The sequence below is a fragment of the Pedobacter sp. G11 genome (genome assembly GCF_003860265.1).
GTDB lineage: Bacteria > Bacteroidota > Bacteroidia > Sphingobacteriales > Sphingobacteriaceae > Pedobacter > Pedobacter agri.
Map to the genome: position 1 here is coordinate 155,076 of NZ_CP034190.1, position 26,594 is coordinate 181,669.

Annotated in this window: 19 protein-coding genes; 12 read left to right on the plus strand and 7 right to left on the minus strand. The window is 37.6% G+C overall.

The window, feature by feature from the left end; translation table 11 throughout:
• Nucleotides 1-2: 2 nt before the first annotated feature.
• The 4 genes from EA772_RS00635 to kbl form a co-directional block, all read right to left on the minus strand.
• Nucleotides 3-578, minus strand: a complete 576-nt coding sequence (locus EA772_RS00635; protein ID WP_010601187.1) for a TetR/AcrR family transcriptional regulator — start codon at nt 576-578, stop codon at nt 3-5.
• Entirely contained in the window at nt 578-985 is a 408-nt protein-coding gene (locus tag EA772_RS00640; RefSeq protein WP_116170746.1) for a hypothetical protein, read from the minus strand. The genes EA772_RS00635 and EA772_RS00640 overlap by 1 nt, the downstream gene beginning before the upstream one ends.
• Nucleotides 985-2,025 (minus strand): phenylalanine--tRNA ligase subunit alpha, encoded by a 1,041-nt coding sequence (gene pheS / locus EA772_RS00645; protein ID WP_124910787.1) that lies wholly within the window; start codon nt 2,023-2,025, stop codon nt 985-987. Before pheS ends, EA772_RS00640 begins: the two co-directional genes overlap by 1 nt.
• A gap of 150 nt (nt 2,026-2,175) precedes the next feature.
• On the minus strand, nt 2,176-3,363 hold the full coding sequence (kbl, locus tag EA772_RS00650) for a glycine C-acetyltransferase (RefSeq protein WP_124910788.1): 1,188 nt from the start codon (nt 3,361-3,363) through the stop codon (nt 2,176-2,178).
• Nucleotides 3,364-3,609: 246 nt separating this feature from the next.
• Between kbl and EA772_RS00655 the strand changes: the two genes are divergently transcribed.
• The 10 genes from EA772_RS00655 (at nt 3,610) to EA772_RS00700 (ending at nt 22,493) form a co-directional block, all read left to right on the plus strand.
• Nucleotides 3,610-6,057, plus strand: coding sequence for a DUF5686 and carboxypeptidase regulatory-like domain-containing protein (locus EA772_RS00655; RefSeq protein ID WP_124910789.1), 2,448 nt, complete (start codon nt 3,610-3,612; stop codon nt 6,055-6,057).
• 108 nt (nt 6,058-6,165) lie between these two features.
• Complete coding sequence (locus tag EA772_RS00660) at nt 6,166-7,116, plus strand: rhodanese-related sulfurtransferase (RefSeq protein WP_124910790.1); 951 nt, start codon at nt 6,166-6,168, stop codon at nt 7,114-7,116.
• 179 nt (nt 7,117-7,295) lie between these two features.
• Complete coding sequence (locus tag EA772_RS00665) at nt 7,296-10,175, plus strand: triple tyrosine motif-containing protein (protein WP_124910791.1); 2,880 nt, start codon at nt 7,296-7,298, stop codon at nt 10,173-10,175.
• A 334-nt stretch (nt 10,176-10,509) separates the two neighbouring features.
• Entirely contained in the window at nt 10,510-13,530 is a 3,021-nt protein-coding gene (locus EA772_RS00670) for a TonB-dependent receptor (RefSeq protein WP_124910792.1), read from the plus strand.
• Between the two features lie 25 nt (nt 13,531-13,555).
• Nucleotides 13,556-15,112 (plus strand): RagB/SusD family nutrient uptake outer membrane protein, encoded by a 1,557-nt coding sequence (locus EA772_RS00675; RefSeq protein WP_124910793.1) that lies wholly within the window; start codon nt 13,556-13,558, stop codon nt 15,110-15,112.
• 18 nt (nt 15,113-15,130) lie between these two features.
• Nucleotides 15,131-16,018, plus strand: coding sequence for a LamG-like jellyroll fold domain-containing protein (locus EA772_RS00680; RefSeq protein ID WP_116170739.1), 888 nt, complete (start codon nt 15,131-15,133; stop codon nt 16,016-16,018).
• Nucleotides 16,019-16,127: 109 nt separating this feature from the next.
• A complete protein-coding gene (locus EA772_RS00685) occupies nt 16,128-17,762 on the plus strand; it encodes a glucoamylase family protein (protein WP_124910794.1) in 1,635 nt (544 codons plus the stop codon).
• 17 nt (nt 17,763-17,779) lie between these two features.
• On the plus strand, nt 17,780-19,147 hold the full coding sequence (locus tag EA772_RS00690) for a glucoamylase family protein (protein WP_124910795.1): 1,368 nt from the start codon (nt 17,780-17,782) through the stop codon (nt 19,145-19,147).
• A 77-nt stretch (nt 19,148-19,224) separates the two neighbouring features.
• Nucleotides 19,225-21,522, plus strand: a complete 2,298-nt coding sequence (gene bglX / locus EA772_RS00695) for a beta-glucosidase BglX (RefSeq protein WP_124910796.1) — start codon at nt 19,225-19,227, stop codon at nt 21,520-21,522.
• A 188-nt stretch (nt 21,523-21,710) separates the two neighbouring features.
• Nucleotides 21,711-22,493, plus strand: a complete 783-nt coding sequence (locus EA772_RS00700) for a prolyl oligopeptidase family serine peptidase (protein WP_124910797.1) — start codon at nt 21,711-21,713, stop codon at nt 22,491-22,493.
• Between the two features lie 49 nt (nt 22,494-22,542).
• Here the strand turns inward: EA772_RS00700 and EA772_RS00705 are convergent, their stop codons facing one another.
• The 3 genes from EA772_RS00705 to EA772_RS00715 all read right to left on the minus strand — a co-directional run bounded on the left by EA772_RS00705 (nt 22,543) and on the right by EA772_RS00715 (nt 24,709).
• Nucleotides 22,543-22,764 carry a hypothetical protein gene (locus EA772_RS00705; RefSeq protein ID WP_124910798.1) on the minus strand — a complete coding sequence of 74 codons (222 nt, stop codon included), beginning with the start codon at nt 22,762-22,764 and terminating at the stop codon, nt 22,543-22,545.
• Nucleotides 22,765-22,957: 193 nt separating this feature from the next.
• Nucleotides 22,958-23,686, minus strand: a complete 729-nt coding sequence (locus EA772_RS00710) for a YebC/PmpR family DNA-binding transcriptional regulator (RefSeq protein ID WP_010602245.1) — start codon at nt 23,684-23,686, stop codon at nt 22,958-22,960.
• Nucleotides 23,687-23,764: 78 nt separating this feature from the next.
• Nucleotides 23,765-24,709 carry an NAD-dependent epimerase/dehydratase family protein gene (locus EA772_RS00715; RefSeq protein ID WP_124910799.1) on the minus strand — a complete coding sequence of 315 codons (945 nt, stop codon included), beginning with the start codon at nt 24,707-24,709 and terminating at the stop codon, nt 23,765-23,767.
• 194 nt (nt 24,710-24,903) lie between these two features.
• Between EA772_RS00715 and EA772_RS00720 the strand changes: the two genes are divergently transcribed.
• Together EA772_RS00720 and EA772_RS00725 are read left to right on the plus strand one after the other, a co-directional pair.
• Nucleotides 24,904-25,464, plus strand: a complete 561-nt coding sequence (locus EA772_RS00720; RefSeq protein ID WP_010602247.1) for an RNA polymerase sigma factor — start codon at nt 24,904-24,906, stop codon at nt 25,462-25,464.
• Between the two features lie 106 nt (nt 25,465-25,570).
• Entirely contained in the window at nt 25,571-26,593 is a 1,023-nt protein-coding gene (locus tag EA772_RS00725) for a FecR family protein (RefSeq protein ID WP_124910800.1), read from the plus strand.
• The last annotated feature ends 1 nt before the right edge of the window (nt 26,594 follow it).

Here is a 26,594-nt window from a genome sequence, read left to right on the forward strand (position 1 = left end):
TATTAAAGTGCAGCCTTCACTAAAAAAGGGAGAATCTCTTTTTGAAAACTTACAAAATTCTTACGTACATCGGAATCACTTACCGAAGTAAAGGCGAATGAGAAGACGATACTCTTACTTGCTTTAAGCAAAAATGCTAACCCTTCTCTCCTTGCCGGATTATTTTTAAACGTATCTAATTCCAGGTAAGCAGCCAATAATAACGCTTCCAGCTGATCAGATAAATGCTTTAAAAACTCTTGTGAATTGGCATTTTCACGAACAAAATCCCATCCGATAAATTCGTTGCAAGCCGTAAAAGACAGTCGGCTGGTTTTCATTACCAAAGCCTTCAGGTGCTCTTCTTCAGAACCGTAACTTACCTTATTGTTAATGATTTCATGAAGGTTTTGATCCAGATAATCCATCAGAATACTATCTAAAACCTGTTCCTTACTTTCAAAATATTTATAAATGGTTGCTTTGGCAATCCTCGCCTTTTTAGCAATCTCGTTAACACTTGTTTTGTGATAACCATATTTTCTAAAAAGTTCTTTGGCAGCCTTTTTTACTGTTTCTTTTATTTTTTCAGCTTCCATTAATTTCTAACGTTAATTGTAATGTTTCCCTGCAGGGAAACACTATATGTTTTTAAAGTTCTTTCTGCAGGTGCTTTTTGAGGTGTACCATCAAGAAGAGAAAATTTTGCTCCTGAGCATGGATCAGTAGCTGTTAAGCCACTTTCATCAGGAACAATTTTGCATATTTTTTCGGGATTAACTGTACTGCAACGATCAAAGGCCACAAATCCGCCAAGTGGTGTCCGCACAATAACTAGTCCTCCAATACCATGATTTGGAACCAACAGCACATTATTTACTGCTTTAATGCCAAATTCAACAAGTGTTACATTGTAGTTAACCGGTACATCCGGAATAAAGTTTTCTTCTTTACCGCAACTGGTAAAAAGAACCAAAACAAATAATATGCTATATAGATACCTCATCAAATTAAGGCAGATTTATATTGTTTTAAGAAACGAACATCGTTTTCAGAGAATAAACGCAAATCTTTAATGACATATTTAAGATTGGTAATCCTTTCTATTCCCATACCAAAAGCAAAACCGCTGTATTTTTTTGAATCGATACCACAGTTTTCCAACACATTCGGGTCTACCATACCACAGCCTAAAATTTCTACCCAACCGCTATGTTTACACATGTTGCAGCCGGCACCTTTACAAATGGTACAAGAAATATCCATTTCTGCAGAGGGCTCTGTAAAAGGAAAATAAGATGGGCGGAAACGAACCTGTGTACCTTCGCCATATAATTCCTGCACAAAATAGAATAATGTTTGCTTCAAATCAGCAAATGACACATTTTCATCTACATACAAACCCTCTATCTGATGAAAAAAGCAATGTGCTCTTGCCGAAATGGCTTCGTTACGGTAAACGCGACCAGGCATAATGGCTCTAAATGGTGGCTGCCCCTGCTCCATCATACGCACCTGAACAGATGAAGTGTGCGTACGCAAAGCGATATCACCTTTCTCTCCTCCTTTTTTAATGAAGAAAGTATCCTGCATATCTCTTGCCGGATGCTCTTCCGGGAAGTTTAATGCAGAAAAGTTATGCCAGTCATCTTCAATTTCAGGACCCTCAGCTACAGTAAAACCAAGTTTTGCGAAAATTTCGACAATTTCTCTACGAACCAATGCCAAAGGATGGCGGGAACCAATTTCAAAACCTTCACCAGGTAATGTCATATCAATAGCCAATTCTTCTGCTTTTACACCAGCCCCTTCAGTTGATTCCTTTAAGGTTTGGTATTTTGATTCGGCAAGTTGTTTAAATTCATTCAAAACTTTCCCTAATGATCTCTTTTCATCAGTAGAAACTGTTTTAAACTCTTCAAAAATTTCTTTGATGATGCCTTTGCTACCTAAGTATTTTATGCGGAACTGCTCTAATTCATCTGCTTTTTCAGTAACAAAAGAATTAATTTTCTCAGTATATTGTGTTATTTTATCCTGTAACATGGCTTCAAATATAAGGCAAATAATCGAAAAAAGTTAGTGTTGTCGGGTTCAAAAATTCTGTTTACAATATCAGTATAAAAGAAAATGAACCCAAAACATAGAAAGCCGCACTAAGGCGGCTTTCTATGAATTCTATAAAACTAAAAGGAGTTAAATCACGCCAAGTTCTTTACCAACTTTAGTAAAAGCCGCAATGGCTTTATTTAAATGATGTTGCTCATGGCCAGCCGAAAGTTGTACACGAATGCGTGCTTTACCTTGTGGCACAACCGGATAAAAGAACCCGATTACGTAGATACCTTCTTCTAACATTTTCGCTGCGAAAGTTTGCGCAATTTTTGCATCATAAAGCATCACAGGCACAATTGGATGAAAACCGGGTTTGATATCAAAACCAGCCTCAGTCATCTTTTCGCGAAAATATTTAGTGTTGCTTTCTAATTTATCTCTTAACGAGGTAGTTTCGCTCAACATATCTAATACCGCAATAGATGCTCCCGCAATCGCTGGCGCTAAAGTGTTTGAGAATAAATACGGACGCGAACGTTGGCGCAGCATATCGATAATTTCCTTTTTACCTGAGGTAAAACCACCAGATGCACCACCAAGCGCTTTACCTAAAGTTCCGGTGATGATATCGATCCGATCAATTACGTTAAAATGTTCGTGAGTACCTCTACCATTTTTACCGATAAACCCAGTACAGTGCGATTCATCAATCATAATTAATGCTTCGTATTTATCAGCCAGATCAGCAATTTTATCAAGTGGAGCAACAGAACCATCCATAGAAAAGGCACCATCGGTAACAATAATCCGGTGTCTGCAATCTTTAGCCGCAATTAATTGCTTTTCCAAATCTTCCATATCAGCGTTTTTATAACGGAAGCGTTGTGCCTTACATAAACGTACGCCATCTATAATTGATGCATGGTTCAACTCATCAGAAATAATCGCATCTTCCGCGTTAAACAACGGTTCAAATACACCACCGTTAGCATCAAATGCAGCTGCATATAAAATAGTATCTTCAGTGCCCAGAAACTGAGAAATTTTAGCTTCAAGTTCTTTATGCACATCTTGTGTTCCACAGATAAAACGAACTGACGACATGCCGTATCCGTGATCATCAATCGCCTTTTTTGCGGCCTCTATCACTTTTGGATGAGATGATAAACCTAAATAGTTGTTTGCACAGAAATTAACTACTTCTGCCCCACCATTAACTTTAATATCGGCACCTTGTGGTGTAACAATAATACGTTCGCGTTTATATAATCCAGCGTTTTCGATTTCTTCAAGTTCCTTCTGAAGAACTGGTTGTAATGTTTTATACATGTTTGATATCGGTTGATTTTGCTCAAAGTTATAAAAAAAACTGCTCGACACCTTAATTGACTCACTTTTTGAACCAGTATTTAAGCACAAACGTTTGATTAATTTCAGGAAACTTAATTTTCTGATATCAGCATTAAATATTTTAATCAAACAGACATTTTTTAATGAACTTAACAAACTTTAACACACTACTGTGTGTATAGTGTTAAAACTAATTCGATATTTATAGCTTACTAATCGACACTTATGATCAGAATCTGCGCACTCATCCTTTTTTGTGGCCTAACCCATTTTGCATTTGCTCAGCATTATACCGTTAGCGGAACAATTAAGGATACAGGTGGACAGCCCGTACCGTTTGCTTCTGTTTATGTTAAAAATACGACTACCGGAACATCAGCCAATGTTGATGGGAAATATGCCCTTAAACTTGAAAAAGGTGAATACATGCTCAGTTACAGAGCAGTTGGCTATAAGCAACAGGATCAATCGGTAAAACTATCTGGCAACATTACTCAGAATATAAACTTGTCTTCAGAAAGTTATACGCTGGATAATGTGACCATCAAAGCAAATGCTGAAGATCCGGCCTTCGAAATTATCAGAAAGGCAATTAAGCAACGAAAAGTGCATTTAAATGAGGTGAATGCTTTTAGTTGCGATGTCTATATCAAGGGTGTTCAGCGGCTTAAAGGTGCGCCTAAAAAGTTTTTTGGTCAGGATATTCAAAAAGTTTTAGAACTGGATACGAACAGACGGGGAATTATTTATTTATCAGAATCGCAAAGTAAGTTTAGTTTTCGCCGCCCGAATGATATTCACGAAGAAATGATTTCTTCGAAAGTTGCTGGCAGAAACAATGCTTTCAGTTTCAATAAAGCTTCAGACTTGATCATCAATTTTTATGATAATTATCTTTTAGAGAATACATTGAGCGCAAGAGGCTTTATTTCTCCAATTGCAGATAATGCCATGTTTTACTACAAATATAAACTCGTAGGCGAATCGAAAGAAAATGGTGAGATTGTACATAAGATACAAGTAATTCCACGTAGAGAAAACGATCCGGTTTTTAGGGGTTACATTTATATTATTGATGAAAGCTGGAGGATTTATAATACCGATGTTTATCTGACAGAAAATTCGGGTATTAATTTTATTGATACTTTAAACATCAACCAACAGTTTACTAAAGTAAAAGACATTTATATGCCTACAAACATTAATTTTCAGTTTGCAGGCAATGTTCTGGGTTTTAAAATAGCCGGATATTTCGTCGGTATTTATAGCAACTACAATCTCGAACCAAAGTTTCCCAAAGATTTTTTCAGTGGAGAAATACTAAAAGTCACGGAAATGGTTAATAAAAAAGACTCGACCTACTGGACCAATAACCGCCCTATTCCATTAACTCCAGATGAACAAATTAATTATGTTAAAAAAGATAGCGTAGCAAAACTGAAGGAATCTAAATATTATCTCGACTCCCTTGAAAAAGAAAACAACAAATTTAGCATTGGAAAACTGCTGTTAAGGGGCTATAGCAAAAACGATCGCTATGATAAAAAATACCTCAGTTTTGATCCGATTTTAAGGTCGGTTTTTTATAACACTGTGGAAGGTTTTGCGATTAAATATGGAGTAACGTATAGAAAAGATTTCGAAAACAGGCGATCATATTCTGTAAGACCCGAGCTGAGATATGGTTTTGCGAACCAGAAACTTACCGGAAGTTTAACGGGAAGTTATTATTACAATCCTTTAAAACGTGCTACTGTTGGGGCATCTTTTGGAAATGGTATTTTTGATTTGAATAATCTAGGCTCAATGACGGCGTTGGGAAATACCATCAACTCACTGTTGTATGAAAAGAATTTTCCGAAATTTTATGAGAAAAGCTTTGCCAGTATTTACACCTCAAGAGAGCTGGCCACAGGCTTACAAGGAAACATAAGCCTTGATTATAGTAAAAACAATACCTTAACGAATAGTACTGATTTTAAATTTTTCGATGCCAAAGATCGGGAGTTTACCTCAAATAATCCGTTTACGCCTGGAGCAGAAACACCATTATTTCCAACGTATAGATCATTCAGCGCCACCGCTAGTTTAACTTATACCATTGGTCAGAAATACATCACCCGCCCGGATGGGAAGTTTTATACCGAATCTCACTTCCCAAAAATTACAGTTTTATATAAAAAGGGCTTTAATAATGTGTTGGGCAGCGACGTAGATTATGATTTCGTGAAACTAGAATTGGTACAAGACCGCATCGGTTTAGGATTATGGGGATATACTTCATTATTGGTTGGAGCAGGGAAGTTTTTAAACAACAAGAGCATGTATTATCCAGATTATAAACACTTCGCTGGTAACATATCAACCATCTTCCCTCCTAATTTAAGAAAGTTTCAATACCTGGATTTTTACCAGTTTAGTACAAACCAACAATACTTTGAAGCGCATTTGGAGCACAATTTTTCTGGTTTTTTCCTGAACAAAATTCCGTTGTTACGTAAAGCAAAGCTCGAAGAATTTATCGGCGGAGGTTACTTATCTTCTCCTGAAAAAAGAAATTACAAAGAGTTTTATTTTGGATTTCAACGTTTGGTGTTAAGAGCGAGTTATGGTTTTGCATATGATGGCGCCAAAAAACTAACGCAAGGATTCAGGATTGCTTACGGATTTTAAGCGCAAAGCAAAAAGCTTAAAGGCTAAAGCTTTCTGCTTTGGTCTTTAAGCTAAAAGCATTATCTTTGCCACGCTTTAAACGCCGTTTGCAACGGTATCAACAGCGTTATGAAAAAATATCAAACACTACTTTATTACTGCTATAGTTATATAGCAGATGCAGAACAATTTGCTACAGATCACCTTAAATTTTGTAAATCGTTAGATTTAGTTGGACGGATCATCGTTGCCGATGAAGGACTAAACGGAACCGTTTCCGGAACCCCTGAAGCCTGTGAAGCTTACATGAAAGCCATCCATGCTGATGAGCGTTTTGCGAAAACAGAATTTAAAATTGATGAGGTTGATGAACTTTCCTTTTTAAAAATGCATTGCCGTTACAAATCTGAAATTGTTCATTCCGGATTACGCGATACCTCAATCATCAATCCAAACGAAAAAACAGGAAAGCATTTGGAGCCTGTGGAGTTTATGAAGATGAAGGATGATGAAGATGTTGTTATTTTAGATGTGCGCTCTAATTATGAGCACAATTTAGGCAAATTCAAGAATGCGGTTACGCTTGACATCGAGAATTTCAGAGATTTTCCTAAGCAGATCAATCAGCTTGCTCAATATAAAGATAAGAAGATTTTAACTTACTGTACCGGAGGAATCAAGTGTGAGAAAGCTTCTGCCTTGTTACTTCATCATGGTTTTAATGATGTTTACCAACTTCACGGCGGCATCATTAAATACGGCAAAGAAGCTGGTGGCAAAGATTTTGAAGGCAAGTGCTACGTTTTTGATAACCGCATTGCGGTAGATGTAAATAATATTAATCCAACTGTGGTTTCAGTTTGCTACAACTGTGGCAAAACTACTCCGAAAATGATCAATTGCGCCAATCCGGAATGTAATGAACACATTACGCAATGCGATGATTGTGGTGAAGAACTACAAGGATGTTGTTCAACTGCTTGTACAACAAATCCACGTAAACGCCCATACGATGGAACTGGTTATTATGTAAAAGTGCCGCAGCCAGTAGCTAAAAAATCTGAAGTAACAGCAGTATAGAAATAATTCTAGTTTTGACTTAAGCCTTTTGTTATCGCTTTGCAATAACAAAAGGCTTATTTATTAAATGGCGGTAGAGATCCTTTCTATTGATGTTGTGAACTAATCCCCATTCACTCACCTCCTTCCAACTTTTTTGAGTTACTTTGTATCATACTGGATTAACCAAATACCATTCTATGCTGAAACTAGTACACCTATTCATATTCCTTTCACTTACCACCAGTTTAATACATGCTGCCGATATAAAAAGTATTGGCGTTCCCTATATTGAAAATTACCCAAAATCAGTTTATGCTTCAGGCAACCAAAACTGGAGCATAGCTAAAGACAATAAGGGCGTAATGTATTTCGGGAATGCAGAAGGGCTTTTAACTTTCGATGGTAAGTACTGGCAAAAATACCAAATGCCTAACCGGCAAATTGTTCGGTCGGTTGCTACCGATCAGAATGGCAAAATTTACACCGGTGGTTTTGGAGAATTTGGTTACTGGGCCTATTTAAACAACAAGCTAAGTTACAAATCACTCACCTCACTCTTGCCAAAAGGCGTTAAAGTGAGTGATGAGATATGGAAAATATATGTAGACTGGGATCGGGTTATTTTTCAATCTTTCTCTCGAATATTCATCTACAAAAATGAAAAGATAGAAATAATTAAAGCACCGTCATCATTTCTATTTCTTCACAAAGTGAATAACCGTTATTTAATAGAAGTACTTGATAAAGGCTTGTTTGAACTATCTGGAAGCAAATTAACCTATATTCCAAATAGTGACAAACTGGGTAAACAGGGCATTCTGTCAATTCTTCCTTATAAACAAAATGGATTAATCATTGGCACAAGCAAAAACGGGCTTTTTACCTACGATGGGAAAAATTTTACTCCGCTACTAACTCCGGCAAATAATTATCTTAAAACTTTTCAATTGAATAATGGCGTTAAGTTATTGGATAAATATTATGCTTACGGAACCATTTTGAATGGCTTAATTATCATCGATGAAAATGGAACCGTGGTACAACGCATCAATAAATCAAGCGGATTACAAAATAATACTGTGTTAAGCATATATGCTGATAATGAACAAAACTTATGGACTGGTTTAGATAATGGAATAGACCGTATTGAGTTAAATTCTCCATTATACTTTTATTTCGATAAAACAGGTCAATTTGGAACAGTTTATTCGAGTATTATTTTTAAAGACAAAATTTACTTGGGTACCAACCAAGGTTTGTTTTATAGTGATTGGTCAAAAAACAGTGAATTGGTTCCTTTCAACTTCCGGTTGATTCCGAATTCTCAGGGGCAGGTTTGGGAACTGGCCATTTTAAATAATGAATTGATTTGCGGGCATAACAATGGCACCTTTAAAGTTGTTGGCGACCAAATTACCTGGATTTCAACAATCAGCGGTGGGTGGACTATCAAAAAATCATCCTCAAATCCTAATTATTTCATTCAAGGCACATACATAGGATTATCACTTTATAAAAATACGTCAGCGGGTTTAAAATTTAGCAACAAAATATTGGGTTTTGGTGAACCATCCAGATTTATCGAACAAGATCATAAGGGTGATATTTGGGTAGCGCATGCTTACAAGGGCTTGTACAAACTGACACTAAATAGTGATTATACTAAAGTAACCAGTACCAAATATTTTGACGAGAGAAATGGATTACCAGGTAACTATAACATCAATATATTTAACCTGGAGAACAGAATCGTGTTTTCATCCGATCGTGGATTTTATACCTATGATGAGCTAAGTAATAGATTTACCCCTTACGATGTACTAAATAAAAGTCTGGGGTCTTTTGCAACTTCCAATAAAATCATAAGTGCAGGAAATAGGAAATACTGGTTTATTGATCATGGAAAAACTTCATTGGTGAGTTTTTCAGAACCAGGAAAAATTGAAATCGACTCCAACCAATTCAGCCTGTTAGATGGAAGAATGGTGCAATATTATGAAAATATCAGCCAGATCAGCAACGCCATTTATTTGATCAGTGTTGATGATGGATTCGTAATCTACAACAGCACTTTAAACCAGTCTATTCAGAAACGAAAACTACCGGCAGTGCTAATCAGAAGGATTGAAGATATCACGGATAAGTATTTTACCATCAGCGAAACCGGCAATAGCAGCAGCGAAACCGAAATTCCAAACAGCAGAAATAATATCCGGATATCATTCGCACTGCCCTATTACAGACAAGCAAAGATAAAGTTCCAATACTATCTCGAAGGATATTCCAAAGATTGGTCTGATTGGAGCATTGCCACCCAGAAAGATTTTACTAACTTAAGTAGTGGCACTTATACATTTAAAGTTCGGGCCAAGCTTGATGACACTTCAGTAGGCGATACCACCTCTTTCGAATTCACCATTCTGCGTCCTTGGTACTTCAATAATCTGGCGATTTTGATATACCTCGTCTTAGTCATCATTATCGTCATCTTCGGAAAGCGGGCGTATGAAACCAAACTGAAACGAGACAGTCAGAAAATAAGCGATAAGCTCAAAGCCGAGCAGGATGAAATTTTACGTCAGGAAGCGGAGATAAACGAGAAGCAGATTATAAAATTGCAAACCGAAAAACTTCAGGCAGAGCTCGCATCAAAAAACAGAGAATTAGCCAACTCAGCCATGACCTTGGTGTACAAAAATGAATTGCTGCAAAAATTGAGTGGAGAAATCACAAAACTTAAGGATGAAAGTGGCAAAAAACTATCGGAAGATCAGACCCGAAAAATCCAAAAAGTAATTAATGATGGAATGAACGACGAGCGGGATTGGAATTTGTTTGAAAACTCCTTTAATGAAGCGCATGAAAGTTTCTTTAAAAAGCTTAAAGCGCAGCATCCAGATCTTGTACCGAACGACCTGAAGCTTTGTGCTTATCTGAGAATGAACATGAGCAGTAAAGAGATGTCATCATTATTAAATATCAGTTTGAGAGGCGTCGAGATTCGTCGTTATCGACTACGCAAAAAACTCGAAGTACCTCATGATAAAAACCTGACTGAATTCTTAATGGAATTATAATTAAGTGGCTTAACATATTGCCGGGAACGTTTGCATAAAACATCGTACTCACCTTCAGTTCCATTTTTCAGCCGATCAGGCACTACATCATTACCTCTCATAGGCAAAATTTTACCCCTACAAAAAGCTTTGTGTAAAACATACACTTTGTGTATCAGTAATTATTCAGTTACAAATGCTAAAAGTGTGTTTTTAGCCTCAAATGCAAAACAGTAAACACATTTGAGATACCTTGAATTTTGCTTTGATGTATTAATGTAGAGGTCGCATCACTTGCACAAGACCAAAAACAATCACACTTTTATCCTAACAATTAAACTAAATTATAATAAGCATGAAAAGAATCTTTACAAGAATTTCTGTTCTGGCCGTATTTTTTTTACTCGCAACTAACGTAGCATTTGCGCAAAACATCACTGTAAAAGGTGTTGTAACAGATGGAGGTGACAAAACCACCATGCCAAGTGTAAGCGTACAAGTAAAAGGAACGCAAACCGGAACACAAACAGATGCAACGGGTGCATATAGCATCAGTGCACCAGCTAACGCAACCTTAGTATTTACATTTGTTGGTTATGCTACGCAGGAAGTTGCAGTTGCCAACCGCACTACAATTAATGTTGTACTTGCTTCTGGCGCAAAAGACTTAGAACAAGTGGTTGTAGTAGGTTATGGTACACAAAGAAAAAAGGATGTAACTGGTTCAATTTCGAGTGTTAAGGGCGAAGAAATTGAAAAATTTGCTGTTACCAATCCAATCGCTGCATTACAGGGAAAAGTACCGGGAATGACGATTGCAAACGACGGCGCTCCGGGTTCAGCTCCAACTGTAAGATTAAGAGGTATTGCCAGTACAAAAGATTCTAACCCGCTGTATGTGGTAGATGGATTATTGCAGGATAATATTGACTATCTAAACCCAAACGATATTGAAACTATTGATGTATTACGTGATGCATCTTCAACTGCAATTTATGGTTTGAGGGGTGCAAATGGTGTAATCGCCATCACTACGAAAAGAGCAGCGAGAGGTAAAACAACAGTTAACTTTCAAACTACTTATGGTATCCAACATGTAAATAATCTGATCGATGTGGTTGATGCAGCTGGTTTTAAAAAGTTATATTCTGCAGCCCTTGCAAATGCTGGTGCTGCTCCGTTTGACTTCACTAACTATACTGGCGATACGAACTGGCAAAAAGAGGTATTAAGAACAGCTGGAATTAATACCAACTCTTTAAGCATCTCGAACAATAACGAAAAAAGCACAACATTAGTTAGTTTAGGTTACAACAACCAGGATGGTGTGGTAGGCAGAGGAAACTATCAAAAATTTATTGCTCGTTTAAATGAGGAAATCAGAATTACAGATAAAATAAAAATTGGAGCAGATTTAACAGGTTTTCATTTTAGAAATAGACCAACTGCAGATGTGCTAAACAGTGCAATCAGAGCGGTACCGAATGTACCCGTTGATAATGGTGCTGGATTGTACAATACTATGCCATCTTTCCAAAGAGCACAGGTTGGAAACCCGGTTTACGCTATTGATCGCAATGATCAAACTTCGATTAATAGAGGTTACAGATTTAATGGTAGCTTATACGCTGAAATTAAATTCCTAAAAGATTTCACCTGGAAATCTACAGTCTATACTGATTTAGGATTTAATAATACAAGAGCTTATACTCCGATACCTTACAGAGTTGTAAACATTGGCGAAGGAGCAATCCCTACCTCAACATTTTTAGATCCTACCGCAAGAACAAGTATCAGGCAGGAAACCTTTGAAGGACGTAAATATCAACAAGATCATACATTAAATTACGATAAAGTAATTAAAGATGATCATAGAATTAATGCGTTACTAGGTTTTACATCTATTTATACATCGAGCACTACATTGAATGGATCAAGAACTGATTCAACATTAAAAGTCCCATTTGATTCAAATCTGTGGTATATTGATGCTATTGCAAGAGATAATATTACAACGAATGGTGGTAGTGGCGCAGAAGAGTCAAATGTTGGTATGTTTGGTCGTGTAAGTTATTCTTACAAAAATAAATATTTATTAAATGCAACCATTAGAAGAGATGCAAGTTCTAGATTTGCACCTCAAAACAGATGGGGAACTTTTGGTAGCGTGGGTTTAGGCTGGGTAATGAGTGATGAAGATTTCTTTAAAAACAATATCAAAGGTATCGATTTCTTAAAAATCAGAACCGCCTGGGGCCGTTTAGGAAATTCTAAAGGTGTTGATGCCAACTTATATCAGCAAACAATTTCGCAGGCATCAACAGCAGTATTTGGAGATAATGTTTATCCGGCAGTTGATTTTACTTATATCCCTGATCCAAATTTACACTTTGAAATTGTACAAGGTTTTGATGTTGGGTTAGATTTAAGAGCTTTGAATAACAGATTAAGCGCTGAAATTAACTATTATAATAAAACTACTGACGGTATCTTAACAAGTTTTACCCTACCTGCAGAAAACAAAACCTATTTCACCAATTTGGGTAAATTAACTAATAAAGGTATTGAGGTAACTTTAGGCTGGAATGATAAAATTGGAGAAGATTTCACCTACAATGTATCAGGAAACTTCAGCTATAATAAAAACATTGTGAATTCTATCGGTAATACCAGCAATTTCCAGATTATTGGTAATGGTGGTGCAAACTTAACCGAAACAGGCAATTCAGTAGGTTATTTTTACGGATACAAACAAGTAGGTATCTATCAATCAACAGCTGATTTAGATAAACAACCTCGCTTTGCGAATTCATTACCAGGCGATATCGCTTATGAAGATGTAAATGGTGATGGAGTGATCAGCCCTGCTGATAGAACCTATTTAGGTACACCTTTCCCACCATATAGCTATGGCTTAACATTATCAGCAGCATATAAAGGTTTCGATGCAACAGTTCAAGGTCAGGGCGTGGCTGGAAACAAAATTTATACACAACGCCGTACAGCTAACTTTGCTCCATTTAATTATGAAAGCAACAGATTAAATGCCTGGACTGGTCCAGGTACTTCTAATGTTGAACCAATTGTAGCGAACAGAGGTAATAACTTATTATTTAGCTCCTACTTTTTAGAGTCAGGAAGTTTCTTCCGTTTACGTAACGTTCAATTAGGTTATACATTTAACAATCAGATTTTTGGAAAAACAGGCATTCAGAAACTAAGAATTTTTGTAAGCGGCCAAAATGTTGTTACCTGGAGTAAGGTGAGTGGTTATACACCTGAGCCAAGAGTTTCGGATATTATCGGAGGAGGTGCAGACAACGGCGTTTATCCGGTTCCGGCGGTTTATTCAGTTGGTTTAAATGTAACTTTCTAATTTAAAATCATTTAATCATTATAAAATGAAAACAAATATTAACACCCGTAAAAGTATCGTTCTTGCAGTTACTGCATTGATGGTATTTTCTTCAACAGGCTGTAAGAAATTTCTAGATACACAAAGACAAGGTCAATATACAACAGAAGATTATCCTTATCCGTCTGGTTCTGGACCATACGATGTATTTCTTTATGCTGCTTATAACGATTTGAGATCATATGGTGTTCATGCAACGGGTTTCTTCTTGGCTACAAGTGTAAGAAGCGATGATGCTGATAAAGGAAGTTCGGCTACTGATGGTGGTGCAGATGCAAGCAGCATGGATTTATTTCCAGTACTACCTAACAATGGTTTTAGCAATGGAATGTGGACAGCTTATTATACGTTCATCGCCAAATGTAATACTGTGTTACAAAATGTGGAAACCAACAACAACATTGTTGCCACAGACGCACAAAAAATCCAAGCACAGGCTGAAGCCAGATTTTTAAGGGCGTATGCCTATTTCAATCTGGTAAGATTTTACGGACGAGTACCTTTGATTGATAAAGTTTTAACAGTTGATCAATACAATGTACCTCAAAGTACAGCTGCTCAAATTTATGCTTTTATAGAAAGCGATTTGCAGTTTGCTGCAGCAAACCTTCCATTGAGCTGGGATAAAAAGTTTGTTGGTCGTTCATCTAAGGGAATGGCAAATGGCTTGTTGGCTAAAGTATACCTGACACAACAAAAATGGGGTGCTGCAATGAGCGCTGCTAATTTAGTCATGACTTCTGGTCAATATGACTTAAGCACTTCCTACAATAACATTTTCGGTGAATCGGGCGAGAACAGCAAAGAATCTGTTTTCGAGGTTCAGGCTACTGCCAGCGCAAGCGTACCAACTGACAATGGAATAGAGGCTATACAATGGCAAGGCGTTAGAGCACCGGGTGATTGGAACTTAGGTTATGGTTGGAATGTACCAAATACGAACTTAGAAAATGCTTATGAAGCTAATGATCCAAGAAGAGCCAGAACCTTCTTATACAGAAATACAGCAGCTACTCTAGCATCACCAAATCCTTACAAAACTGTTTATGGTGAAACTACCGGAACCACCTGGGAAAACCCGGCTTATAACCATAAAACATACACAAACCCGGCCTTCAGAGCGCTTTATAATAACAGAGCTGGAAGATGGATGAATATGCGTGTTTTAAGATATGCTGATGTTGTTTTAATGTATGCAGAAGCAGCAAATGAGGTTGGCGGAGCAGGAAACATCACTGCAGCCTTAGCTGCACTGAATAGCGTACGTGCAAGAGCAAGAACAGGTGCTACAACAGGAACATTACCAGATGTTGTCACTACTGATCAGTCGGTTTTAAGAGAAGCGATTAGAAAAGAAAGAAGGATTGAGTTGGCCATGGAGCATGATCGATTCTTTGACTTAGTAAGATGGGGTATTTCAGGTACGGTATTACCTAATGCCGGCCGACCAAATTTCCTTGCTTCAAGAGACAATTTGCTACCTATTCCTCAGGCTCAAATTGATTTAAGCAAAGGTGTTTTAACTCAAAATCCTGGTTATTAAACCATAAAATTATAGAAAATGAAAATTTCAACTTTAAATATAAAACGCTTCGCATTTGGAATTGCCATTTGCTCAGCCATATTTTCATCGTGCAAAAAGAGTGACAATCCCAACAATTTACCTGAGGTAGATCCTTCTGCTTACCAGGGGAAGATTGACGGCTATACCAGTTCTGATGAAATCTACCCAAATAATCTGAAAGCTTATTGGTCATTTGATGATACCAAGAATGAACTTAAATCAGCTTCAGCGCCTACTCAAACGGCAAATGATGCATTTGTTACAGGAGTAAAGGGGAAAGCAATTAAGCTTACAGCAGGTTATTTATATTATGCAAAGCAATTTGATGCGTTTAAAACAGATGCCTTAAAAAGCTTCACGGTAAGTGTCTGGGTTCAGATTCTAAACAATGGTTCGAAGAGAACAATGTTAATGACTTTGGCTCGTCCTAACACCTTTGATGGAAGTCTTGATTTCAGATTAAATACGCAAGCCAATGCAGCAACAGTTACTGATAAGCTAGGTATTGGACCAAGATTTTCTACTGTTGGCGGTGGATCGCAAGATAATCTGAATGCAACACTAAATCCTAAAATTGGCGCTGATGTATGGACACACCTGGTTTTAACCTATGATAGTAACTCAGGAACATTCAAAGAATGGGCAAATGGTGTTGATGTTGGTTCTTACAACAACCGTGGCGTGGGCAATAACTTATTCAAAGCTTACGAACCTGGGGAATTTATTATTGGTGGTAACTATAACGTAATTCCTGGTAAAGCAGTTAATACAAGTGTAGAATATGCTGCAATGACAGGTACAGTAGATGAATTGAGAATTTACAATACCGTTCTTCCTGATGCACACATTAAAGCTTTATATGCTTTAGGTGTTGCCGGAAAATAATATAATTAAGCACACGGTTAAAGCCGTGTGCTTATTACAAAAATTAAATAAATAGATGTTTAGATCAAATTACTTTTTGATTCCATTAAAATTACGATCAAAGTATTTGATGCTTATTATCCCTATGCTATTGGCATTGGGCTGCAAGAAAGGCGGCAGCTCCGCTCCTATTAATAACGATGCTACATTATCATTTACGGTTAACGATAAATATAATGGCACATTAAGCTACAACAGCTTAAATAACCTACCTGAAATTAAACTTAACCTATCAGCGCCTGTAAATACCTCCACACTTGCTAGCGCAATAAAATTCACAGGCCCTAACGGAACAGATGTTCCATTCAGTCAACAAATACAAAATTCAGATAAGACCATTGTAATTGTTCCCAAAACTGCACTTTCTTCATTTACAACATATACATTAGCCATTAGTGCTGATTTAAAATCTTCTACAAATGGAAGGTTAATTAATCCCGTTAATATTTCTTTATCTATTGGTTTAGACGATACCGATAAATTTCCCCGCATCACAGATGATGAGCTTTTAACACTCGTTCAAAAACAAACCTTTAAATATTTCTGGGATTTTGGCCACCCATCCAGTGGTTTGGCCCGAGAAAGAAATACATCTGGAAACACAGTGACCTCTGGAGGTTCTGGCTTCGGCATTATGGCTTTGGTTGCCGGTATTAACCGAAACTTTATCAGCAGAGCTGATGGACTGGCAAGGATGCAAAAAATTGTGGCATTCCTTAAAACAGCAGAACGTTTCCATGGCGCCTATCCACATTGGTTAGATGGGAATACAGGAAAAGTAATTCCTTTTAGCACTAAAGATAATGGGGGAGATTTAGTGGAAACGTCATTTTTAATGGCAGGATTGATTACTGCCCGTCAATATTTTAACGGCACAAACGCGAATGAAACTGCCTTGAGAAATGATATCAATACCATTTATAACGGTGTTGAATGGAGTTGGTATCGCAAAGATAATGGCACAACACTTTACTGGCACTGGAGCCCAAATTACAATTGGGATATAAACTTACCCATTAAAGGCTGGAATGAATGTTTAATTACTTATGTTATGGCTGCCTCCTCTCTTACTTTTTCGATACCAAAATCAGTTTATGACATGGGGTGGGCACAAAACGGTGCCATGAAAAATGGAAACACTTATTATGGTGTTCAGCTTCCTTTGGGTACAGCAAATGGTGGCCCGCTGTTCTTTTCTCACTATTCATTTCTGGGCATCAATCCGAATGGCTTAACTGATGCTTACACCAATTACGAAACACAAACAAAAGCGCATACTTTAATTAATTATAATTACTGTAAAGCGAATCCATTAGGAAATTATGGCTACAGCGAAAATTGCTGGGGCCTAACAGCAAGCGATATTCAAGGCGGATATACTGCAAGTTCACCGAATAATGACGGGGGCACGATAGCACCTACAGCAGCCTTATCATCTATGCCGTACACGCCAACAGAATCCATGCAAGCCATGAAGTATTTCTACTATAAATTGGGAAACAAAACCTGGGGCGAGTATGGTTTTTATGATGCCTTTTCGCTAAAGGATCAATGGTTTGCGACATCAACACTTGCAATCGATCAAGGTCCGATCATCGTGATGATTGAAAATTATAGAACAAAGCTCATCTGGAACTTATTTATGAGTGCCCCGGAAATTAAATCAGGCATGCGAAACCTTGGGTTTAGCAGTCCCAATCTCTAACATTACTAATTACACATATGAAACTTACATTCCGACACCTTCTTTTTTTATCGTTAACCAGTATCCTCATATCCTCTTGTGCGCAAAAAGCCATTCAGACAAATACAACTGACGCTACGGTTAAGGGACGCCTATCAGATGATCAATTACTCGATCTGGTACAAAAACAAACCTATAAGTATTTTTACGAAGGTGCTGAACCAACTTCTGGTCTTTCAAGAGAGCGTTATCACAGCGATAATGTATATCCGCAAAATGATAAAAACGTTATCGCCACTGGTGCAAGTGGATTTGGCATCATGGGCACCATCGCTGCTATTGAACGAAAATTTATTACCAGAGAAGAAGGATTTAAACACCTTGAGAAGGGTTTAATTTTTTTAGCTAAGGCAGATCGTTTTCACGGTGTTTGGCCTCATTGGATGTTACCTTCAGGAAAAGCAAAAGCCTTTGGCAAAAATGATGATGCCGGCGATCTAGTTGAAACATCATTCCTGGCACAAGCTTTAATTTGTGTTCGTCAATATTATATAAATGGCAATCCACAGGAAAAGGCATTAGCTGCAAAAGCTGATGAATTATGGAAAGGCATTGACTGGAATTTTTTCAGAAAAAACAATGAGAATGTGTTGTATTGGCACTGGTCGCCAAACTCCGGCTGGAAAATGAACTTTGCCATTACCGGGTATAATGAATGTTTAATTACTTATGTTTTGGCAGCATGTTCACCAACACATGGCGTACCTGCCGAAGTTTATCATGAAGGATGGGCTAAAAGCGGTAAGATTAATACCAATATTTCAATTTATGGACATCCTGTTAAGTTAAAACATAATGTGGTAGGTGAAAATGTGGGTCCGCTTTTTTGGGCACACTATTCCTATTTAGGCTTAAATCCAACCGGACTAAAAGATAGATATGCTAATTATTGGGAAGAAAATAAAAGCCAGACGCTAATTAATTACGATTATGCCATCAAAAACCCAAAAGGCTTTAAAGGTTATGGTAAAAATTCATGGGGCTTAACGGCAAGTTACTCTGTTAAGGGTTATGCGGCACACAATCCACAAGAAGATTTTGGTGTAATTGCGCCTACCGCAGCCCTTTCTTCATATCCTTATGCGAAAAAAGAAAGTATGCAGGTCATCAGAAACTTATATGAAAACCTAAATGATAAAGTTTGGGGCGAATTTGGTTTTTACGATGCTTATAGTGAAACAGAGAATTGGTTTCCAAAAAGATATATTGGAATAGATCAGGGTCCAATTGTAGTCATGATCGAAAACGGCAGAACCGGTTTATTGTGGAAGTTATTTATGAGTGCACCAGAAGTTAAGACCGGTTTAACAAAATTGGGATTTGAGAGTCCGGAAATAAGAAAATAATTAAATAAGAAGTTTCAAACATCAAACCCATAATGGTTGGTGTTACTTTAAATTTTAAAAGAATAAACACATATATAATGAATAGAGCGAAAATCCTGGTTGTTTGTTTAACATCACTCGTGTTAAATGCAACAGCACAAATCAAAAAACCTATATCCGCTGAAGAGGCAAAGATGAATACATTTATCACTAACCTGATGGCGAAGATGACTGTTGATGAGAAGATCGGCCAGTTAAACCTACCTAGCTCTGGTGATATTACAACCGGTCAGGCTAACAGCAGCGACATCGGTAAAAAAATTAAAAACGGTCAGGTTGGTGGTTTGTTCAACATTAAAGGGGTTGATAAAATCAAAGCGGTTCAGAAAGTTGCCGTTGAAGAAAGCAGGTTAAAAATTCCTTTGCTTTTTGGCATGGATGTGATCCACGGTTACAATACCGTTTTCCCAATTCCTTTAGGCATGAGTGCCACCTGGGATATGACCGCTGTACAAAAATCGGCAAGAGTTGCAGCCATCGAAGCCAGCGCAAGCGGCATCAACTGGACTTTCTCTCCTATGGTTGATATTTCACGCGATCCACGTTGGGGAAGAATCTCTGAAGGTAGTGGTGAAGATCCTTATCTGGGCTCGCAAATTGCTGCCGCCATGGTAAAAGGTTATCAAGGTAAATTGCAAGCCAATAACGAAATTTTAGCTTGCGTGAAACATTATGCCTTATATGGTGCTGCAGAAGCAGGTAGAGATTACAATACTACTGATATGAGCAAGGTGCGCATGTACAACGAGTATTTCCCACCATACAAAGCTGCTGTTGATGCCGGTGCAGCAAGCATTATGGCATCTTTCAATGAAGTTGATGGTATTCCTGCTACGGGAAGCAAATGGTTAATGACTGAAGTGTTGCGTAACCAGTGGGGGTTCAAAGGTTTTGTGGTAACCGATTATACTGGCATTCCTGAAATGATTGCACATGGCATGGGCGATTTACAAACCGTTTCGGCTCTAGCAATGAATGCTGGTATTGATATGGATATGGTTGGCGAAGGGTTTCTAGGCACTTTAAAAAAATCATTAGCTGAGAAAAAAGTTAGTATTAATGAAATCAACAGAGCTTGCCGTTTAGTGCTTCAAGCAAAATATAAACTTGGTTTGTTTACCGATCCATATAAATTTTGCGACCCAACAAGAGCAGAAAAAGAGGTATTTAACGCAGAAAACCGTCAGATTGCTCGCGAAATTTCGGCGGAGAGTTTTGTACTGCTTAAAAACAAAAACAATATTCTTCCTTTAAAAAAGTCAGGTACAATTGGTTTGATTGGTCCATTGGCCGACAATACGGCTAATATGTATGGAACCTGGAGTGTTGCGGCTTTGTTCGATAAATCAGTTACGGTTTTACAAGGATTAAAAAATGCTTTAGGTAATGATGCTAAGATATTAACTGCCCGTGGTTCTAATTTCCTTGCTGATTCTGTGGCGGAACATCGTTATGTAAACGTTCACAACCCTACTTACAAACGCGACCCAAGAACAGAAGAAGAGATGATTAAAGAAGCACTTAAGGTAGCTGAAAAATCGGATGTGATTGTGGCTACCATGGGCGAAGGTTCCGAATTTACCGGAGAAGCAAGTAGTGTAACGGATATTCAAATTCCGGAAACACAGAAAAATCTATTAAAAGCATTGGCTAAAACTGGAAAACCAGTGGTTTTAGTATTATTTACTGGTCGCCCGCTTGCTTTGAAATGGGAAGAGGAAAATATTCCTGCCATTTTGAACGTTTGGTTTCCAGGTAGTGAGGCAGGAAACTCAATTGCTGATGTGCTTTTTGGAAAGGTTAATCCTTCAGGTAAGCTGAGTGCAACTTTCCCTCAAAACGTTGGTCAGGTGCCATTGTATTATGCACATAAAAATACAGGTAGACCACTGGCAGAAGGTAAATGGTTTGAGAAATTCCGTTCGAATTATCTGGATGTAAGTAATGATCCATTGTATCCATTCGGTTTCGGCTTAAGCTATACTACATTTAATTATAGTGATGTGAAGTTAAGTGCAAACACATTAACTAAAGGTAAATCGATCACCGCATCAGTTACCTTAAGCAATACCGGCAAATATGATGGCAAAGAGGTGGTGCAGTTGTATATTCGCGACTTGGTTGGCAGCATTACCCGCCCGGTTAAGGAATTAAAAGGTTTCCAGAAAGTGTCGCTGAAAGCGGGTGAAAGCAAAACGATTAGCTTTAACATTTCGGAGAATGATCTCAAATTCTATAATTCTGATCTTAAATTTGTGGCTGAACCTGGAGATTTTCAAGTGTTTATTGGCACCAATTCAAGAGATGCAAAAGCGGCATCTTTTTCTTTGAAATAGAGATCAATAAATTTAAATTGATTCATTAATCATGTCACTTTGAGCTTGTCGAAACGTTTATAAAAGCACCCATCGGCAAGCTCTGGGATGACAATTCTATAAAACGGTATATACAAATGATCAAGGTTAGGCTCGATCATATAACCCTGCACTATTGTAAAGTAATCAGGGTTTTTTAATTTTGTGATATGAAGAATTTTTTTCTAGCCATTTGTTTGCTGTTTGCAGCACAAATTCTAAATGCTCAGGACTTAAAAAAATACGATAAAGGTAACTTCATTAAAGGTAAAGATTCGATTTATTACCGGATTCTCTTTCCCGAAAATTTTAATCCCAAACAAAAATATCCGGTTTTATTTGTACTCCACGGCCGTGGAGAGAGCGGAAGTGACAATGAAAAGCAACTCACGCATGGAGCGAAATTGTTTTTAAAGGATGATATCAGACGGAACTTCCCTTCAATTATTGTTTTCCCGCAATGTCCGCTAGATAGCTATTGGGCAAATGTGAACATCACTACCAATGATAAAGGCAAAAGGAACTTCGCTTTTGTAGAGGGTGGCAAACCGACAAAAGCTATGCATGCTTTACGCCGCATGGTGAAGGATTTTCTAAAAAAGCCATATGTAAATAAGGAGCAGGTTTACGTTGGCGGATTATCAATGGGAGGAATGGGTACTTACGAATTATTAAGGCGACAACGCAGAACATTTGCTGCAGCCTTTGCCATTTGTGGTGGAGATAACACCAATAACATTAAGAAATACAAAAACATTCCACTGTGGATATTTCATGGTGGAAAGGACGATATTGTTGATCCTGCCTTTTCAATGGCTATTGCCGAACGTTTAAAAGTTGTTGGAAAAGAAGTGAAATTTACATTTTACCCAAATGCCAACCACAACAGTTGGGACAGTGCTTTCGCTGAACCTGAATTGTTGCCTTGGCTGTTTGGGCATCAGAAAAATTAGTCTAGACCTATCCTCATCTCGATCGGAGCAAAGCAAAACAGCGAAATCTTTAAATCAGGATTTTCAGGTTTAAAGATTTCTCCACTGTAGTAAAAAGCGCAATGCCTATCCTATCGAATTTTAAATAAAGCATTTGGAAAGCAAAGGCAGGCATTTTATTGGTTACGAAAGCCCTGCCATTCGCTTTACTCACCCTAGAAAAATAGGGTTCGTGTTCGCTGCTGCCAGGTTTAGTTAACTTCGGTTTGCCTGAATAATTTAGACCCGACATAATGAAAAGCCCGGAGACCGATTTTTCATTGGGTGAGGACTTGAAATGTTGGCGGGACAGCTGATGCCGAAAAGCACTAAACTTGTGCTGCTAAATAAAATCGTTTTTAATTAATCGTTATTTTATTATCGTTAAAAAACAAAAAAGGCTTGAGAAAAAATCCTCAAGCCTTTCCAATAATATTCATTAATTTCTATTCAGCCATGTTGTGATAAACCGCCTGAACATCATCATCTTCCTCTAATTTATCAATCAGTTTTAATACATCGGCAGCTTGCTCCTCTGTAACTTCGTGATGAGATAAGGCAATACGTTCTAATTTTGAAGATTTTAATTCAATTCCTTTTTCTTCCAAAGCTTTTTGTAAAGAACCAAAATTTTCAAAAGCACCCTGTGCTACCGCGATATCATTTCCTTCTTCATCAGCCTCTACATAAAGTTCTTCCAAACCAGCATCAATTAGTTCAAATTCCAGTTCTTCTAAATCCAAACCTTCGGCAGGTACAAAACGGAAGATAGATTTACGGTTGAAAACGAAATCCAATGAACCAGTTTTACCTAAAGAACCATCTGTTTTGTTGAAATAACTGCGAATATTCGCCACTGTCCGGTTGGTGTTATCAGTAGCCGTTTCAATTAAAACCGCAACGCCATGTGGTGCATAACCTTCGTAAACAATTTCCTCATAGTTGGCCATCGATTTATCGGATGCACGCTTAATTGCAGCTTCCACCCTATCTTTAGGCATGTTCACGGCTTTGGCATTTTGCATCGCTGTACGCAGACGAGAGTTGGTTTCAGGGTGAGGCCCTGATTCCTTTACCGCCATTACAATATCTTTACCAATACGCGTAAACTGAACCGCCATTTTGGCCCAACGCTTAAATTTTCTTTCTTTTCTAAATTCGAATGCTCTTCCCATTTTTTAGTATTCAGTTTTTAGTATCAAGTATCAAGACTGGGTTGAACACCCTAAATCTCTTACCTTAAACCATCTACCTTATTTCTTTAAATTATTTAACATATCTGTTGCGAGTTTCGATAAATCGAACTCTGGTTTCCATCCCCAATCTTTTGCTGCAAAACTATCATCAATAGAGCGTGGCCAGCTGTTTGCAATCTGCTGACGCGGATCATTATTTGCGTAAGTTAAGGTAAAGTTAGGAATATGTTTTCTGATTTCGGCAGCTAAAACCTCAGGCGTAAAGCTCACTCCACCAAAATTATAACTGCTGCGAACAGTAATCTGATCAGCCGGCGCATCCATTAATTCAATAGTGCCGCGAATGGCATCATCCATATACATCATTGGCAATTCAGTTTCGGCACTTAAAAAGCTTTGGTAACTTTCTTTTTTCAACGCCTCATGAAAAATGTGGATGGCATAATCTGTTGTTCCACCACCTGGAGCAGCCTTCCAGCTAATCAGACCAGGGTAACGAATGCTTCTAACATCTAAGCCATATTTTTGATTATAATATTCGCACCAGCGCTCACCAGCCAATTTACTAATTCCGTAAACGGTATTCGGATCCATAACACAATACTGTGAAGTATTATCTTTTGGAGAATTTGGACCAAACACCGCGATTGAACTTGGCCAGTAAACTTTTGCAACTTTATATTCCAAGGCTAAATCTAAAACATTTAATAGCCCGTTCATATTCAAGTCCCAGGCTAACTTAGGATTTTGCTCACCTGTTGCCGATAATAAAGCGGCCAGAAGATAAACCTGTGTAGGTTTGTATTTCTTAAAAATGCCATTAATCATCTCCTTATCCAAAACGTTAACAAACTCGAACGGCGCAGAATTTTTGATGTCATAATCGGGTCTGCGAATATCACAAGCCACAACATGATCATCGCCATATATTTTCCTTAACATGGTAACCAATTCGGTTCCAATTTGCCCGTTAGAGCCCAAAACAATAATTTTTTCCTGCATAATTTTTTAGAGATTGAGCAAAGGTAAAAAAATGAGACAAAAGGGCTATAAATTATTTACACTAAGCCATATCTTTAAAAATCTCTGGAGTATAAATACGGAAGAATATTGTTAATTTTAAAGTGTAATGGGTTTTCAAAATGAAATAAATTCCTACATTTACTTTAGTCTCCCCAACATAACCAAATAAATAAATGACTCCCCAAGAGCCTGAAAAGTCTATTGATTTACTTAACCGCCTAAAACAAGGCGATAAGCAGGCTTACGAGAAAATATATTTCGGCTTTAGCAAAGAGCTGCTGTATGCGGCCTATAAAAAAACCGGAGATAAAATTGTTGCGGAGGAATTGGTTCAGAATATCTTCATCTCACTTTGGGAAAAACGCCTCGATTTACAAATTAACAACCTTCAGGCCTATCTTTTTGGTGCTTTAAAGCTAAGTGTTATTAACCATGTACGCAGCTTGGTAATGGAGAACAAATATATGGAGTACCAAACACTCACCTATTCAGAAGATCATCATGACACTTCCAACCAGGTAGATCTGCACGATCTATCTTCCATAATCGAGAAAGGGATTAATTCTTTACCCGAAAAAACACAGGAGGTTTTTCGTTTGAGCCGGTATCAGCATCAATCTACAAAAGATATTTCTACCGAATTGAACATTTCGGAAAAGGCAGTAGAATACCACATTACCCGCTCCATCAAAAGAATTAAAGAGTATATCAAAAATTTTTACATCTTTTTCTAGCTGATTTTCAGTTCATTAAAAAAATATTGAGCTTTTTTTATTTGAAGGTTTAGGGTTTGTGCTTAGTTGCGTTACTTGTATTGTATAGAGCCAAATATTTTTCCTTATGAACCAGAAATCATTCAACGATTTACTAACCCGTTATCAAACCGGGAACTGCACCGAAGCCGAAAAGCTTTGGGTAGATAAGTGGTATCATAATTTAAATAACAGAAACTTTAAAGATTTATCATCAACTGAGTTAGATGAAATGCAGGATAATATCTGGCTTAAAATAAGCGGAGCCCAAGATGAAGTTGTTAAACCTGTAAAAATCAAAAAGCTCTGGCCTAAATTTGCAATCGCGGCCTCAATTACCATTGCGTTTTTAATTGGAGGATTATACTTTGCCAATTACAACCCTGCTGAAGAAGCATTCATCAGTGAAAACGGTGACATAGCGCTCATCAGCAAAACCAATGACACTGATCGTCCCATCATTATATCGCTTAGCGACAATAGTACTGTAACCTTAAAGCCGCAAGCAAATATTTTGTATCCAAAGGTTTTTGCTGCCAATAAAAGAATGGTTTATTTAAAAGGAACCGCTTTTTTCTCGGTAAGCAAAAACCCTAAGAGACCATTTTATGTGTATGATCAGAAACTGGTGGTTAGTGTTTTAGGTACCAGCTTTTGGGTAAAATCATCAACAGAAAAAATGCCTGCACAGGTTGCAGTAAGAACAGGTAAGGTTAAAGTGCAGGAAAATGAAAAAAGTTCGCTTTTTGGTTTATCTACCGAAAAACTGGCACGACCTATTCTGCTGACACCAAATCAAAAAGGTATTTTTAATGATCATAAACTAAATAAAACTTTAGTAAGCAAACCTATTCCATTGGCCGAAGCTTACAATGTTCCATCTAATCTAAGCTATAACTTCAAAGAAAAAAGCATCAAAGATATTTTTGAAACTTTATCTGAAGCTTATGGCATCGAAATAAAATCTGATCATGAGCTGATTTCAAATTACACTTTTACCGGAGATTTAAGTAAAAAAGGACTATATGAGCAGCTCGATTTAATCTGTGGAACCATTTCCAGCAAATATTACATCCAGGGAACCAGCATTGTGGTTTCTAATAAACACTAAC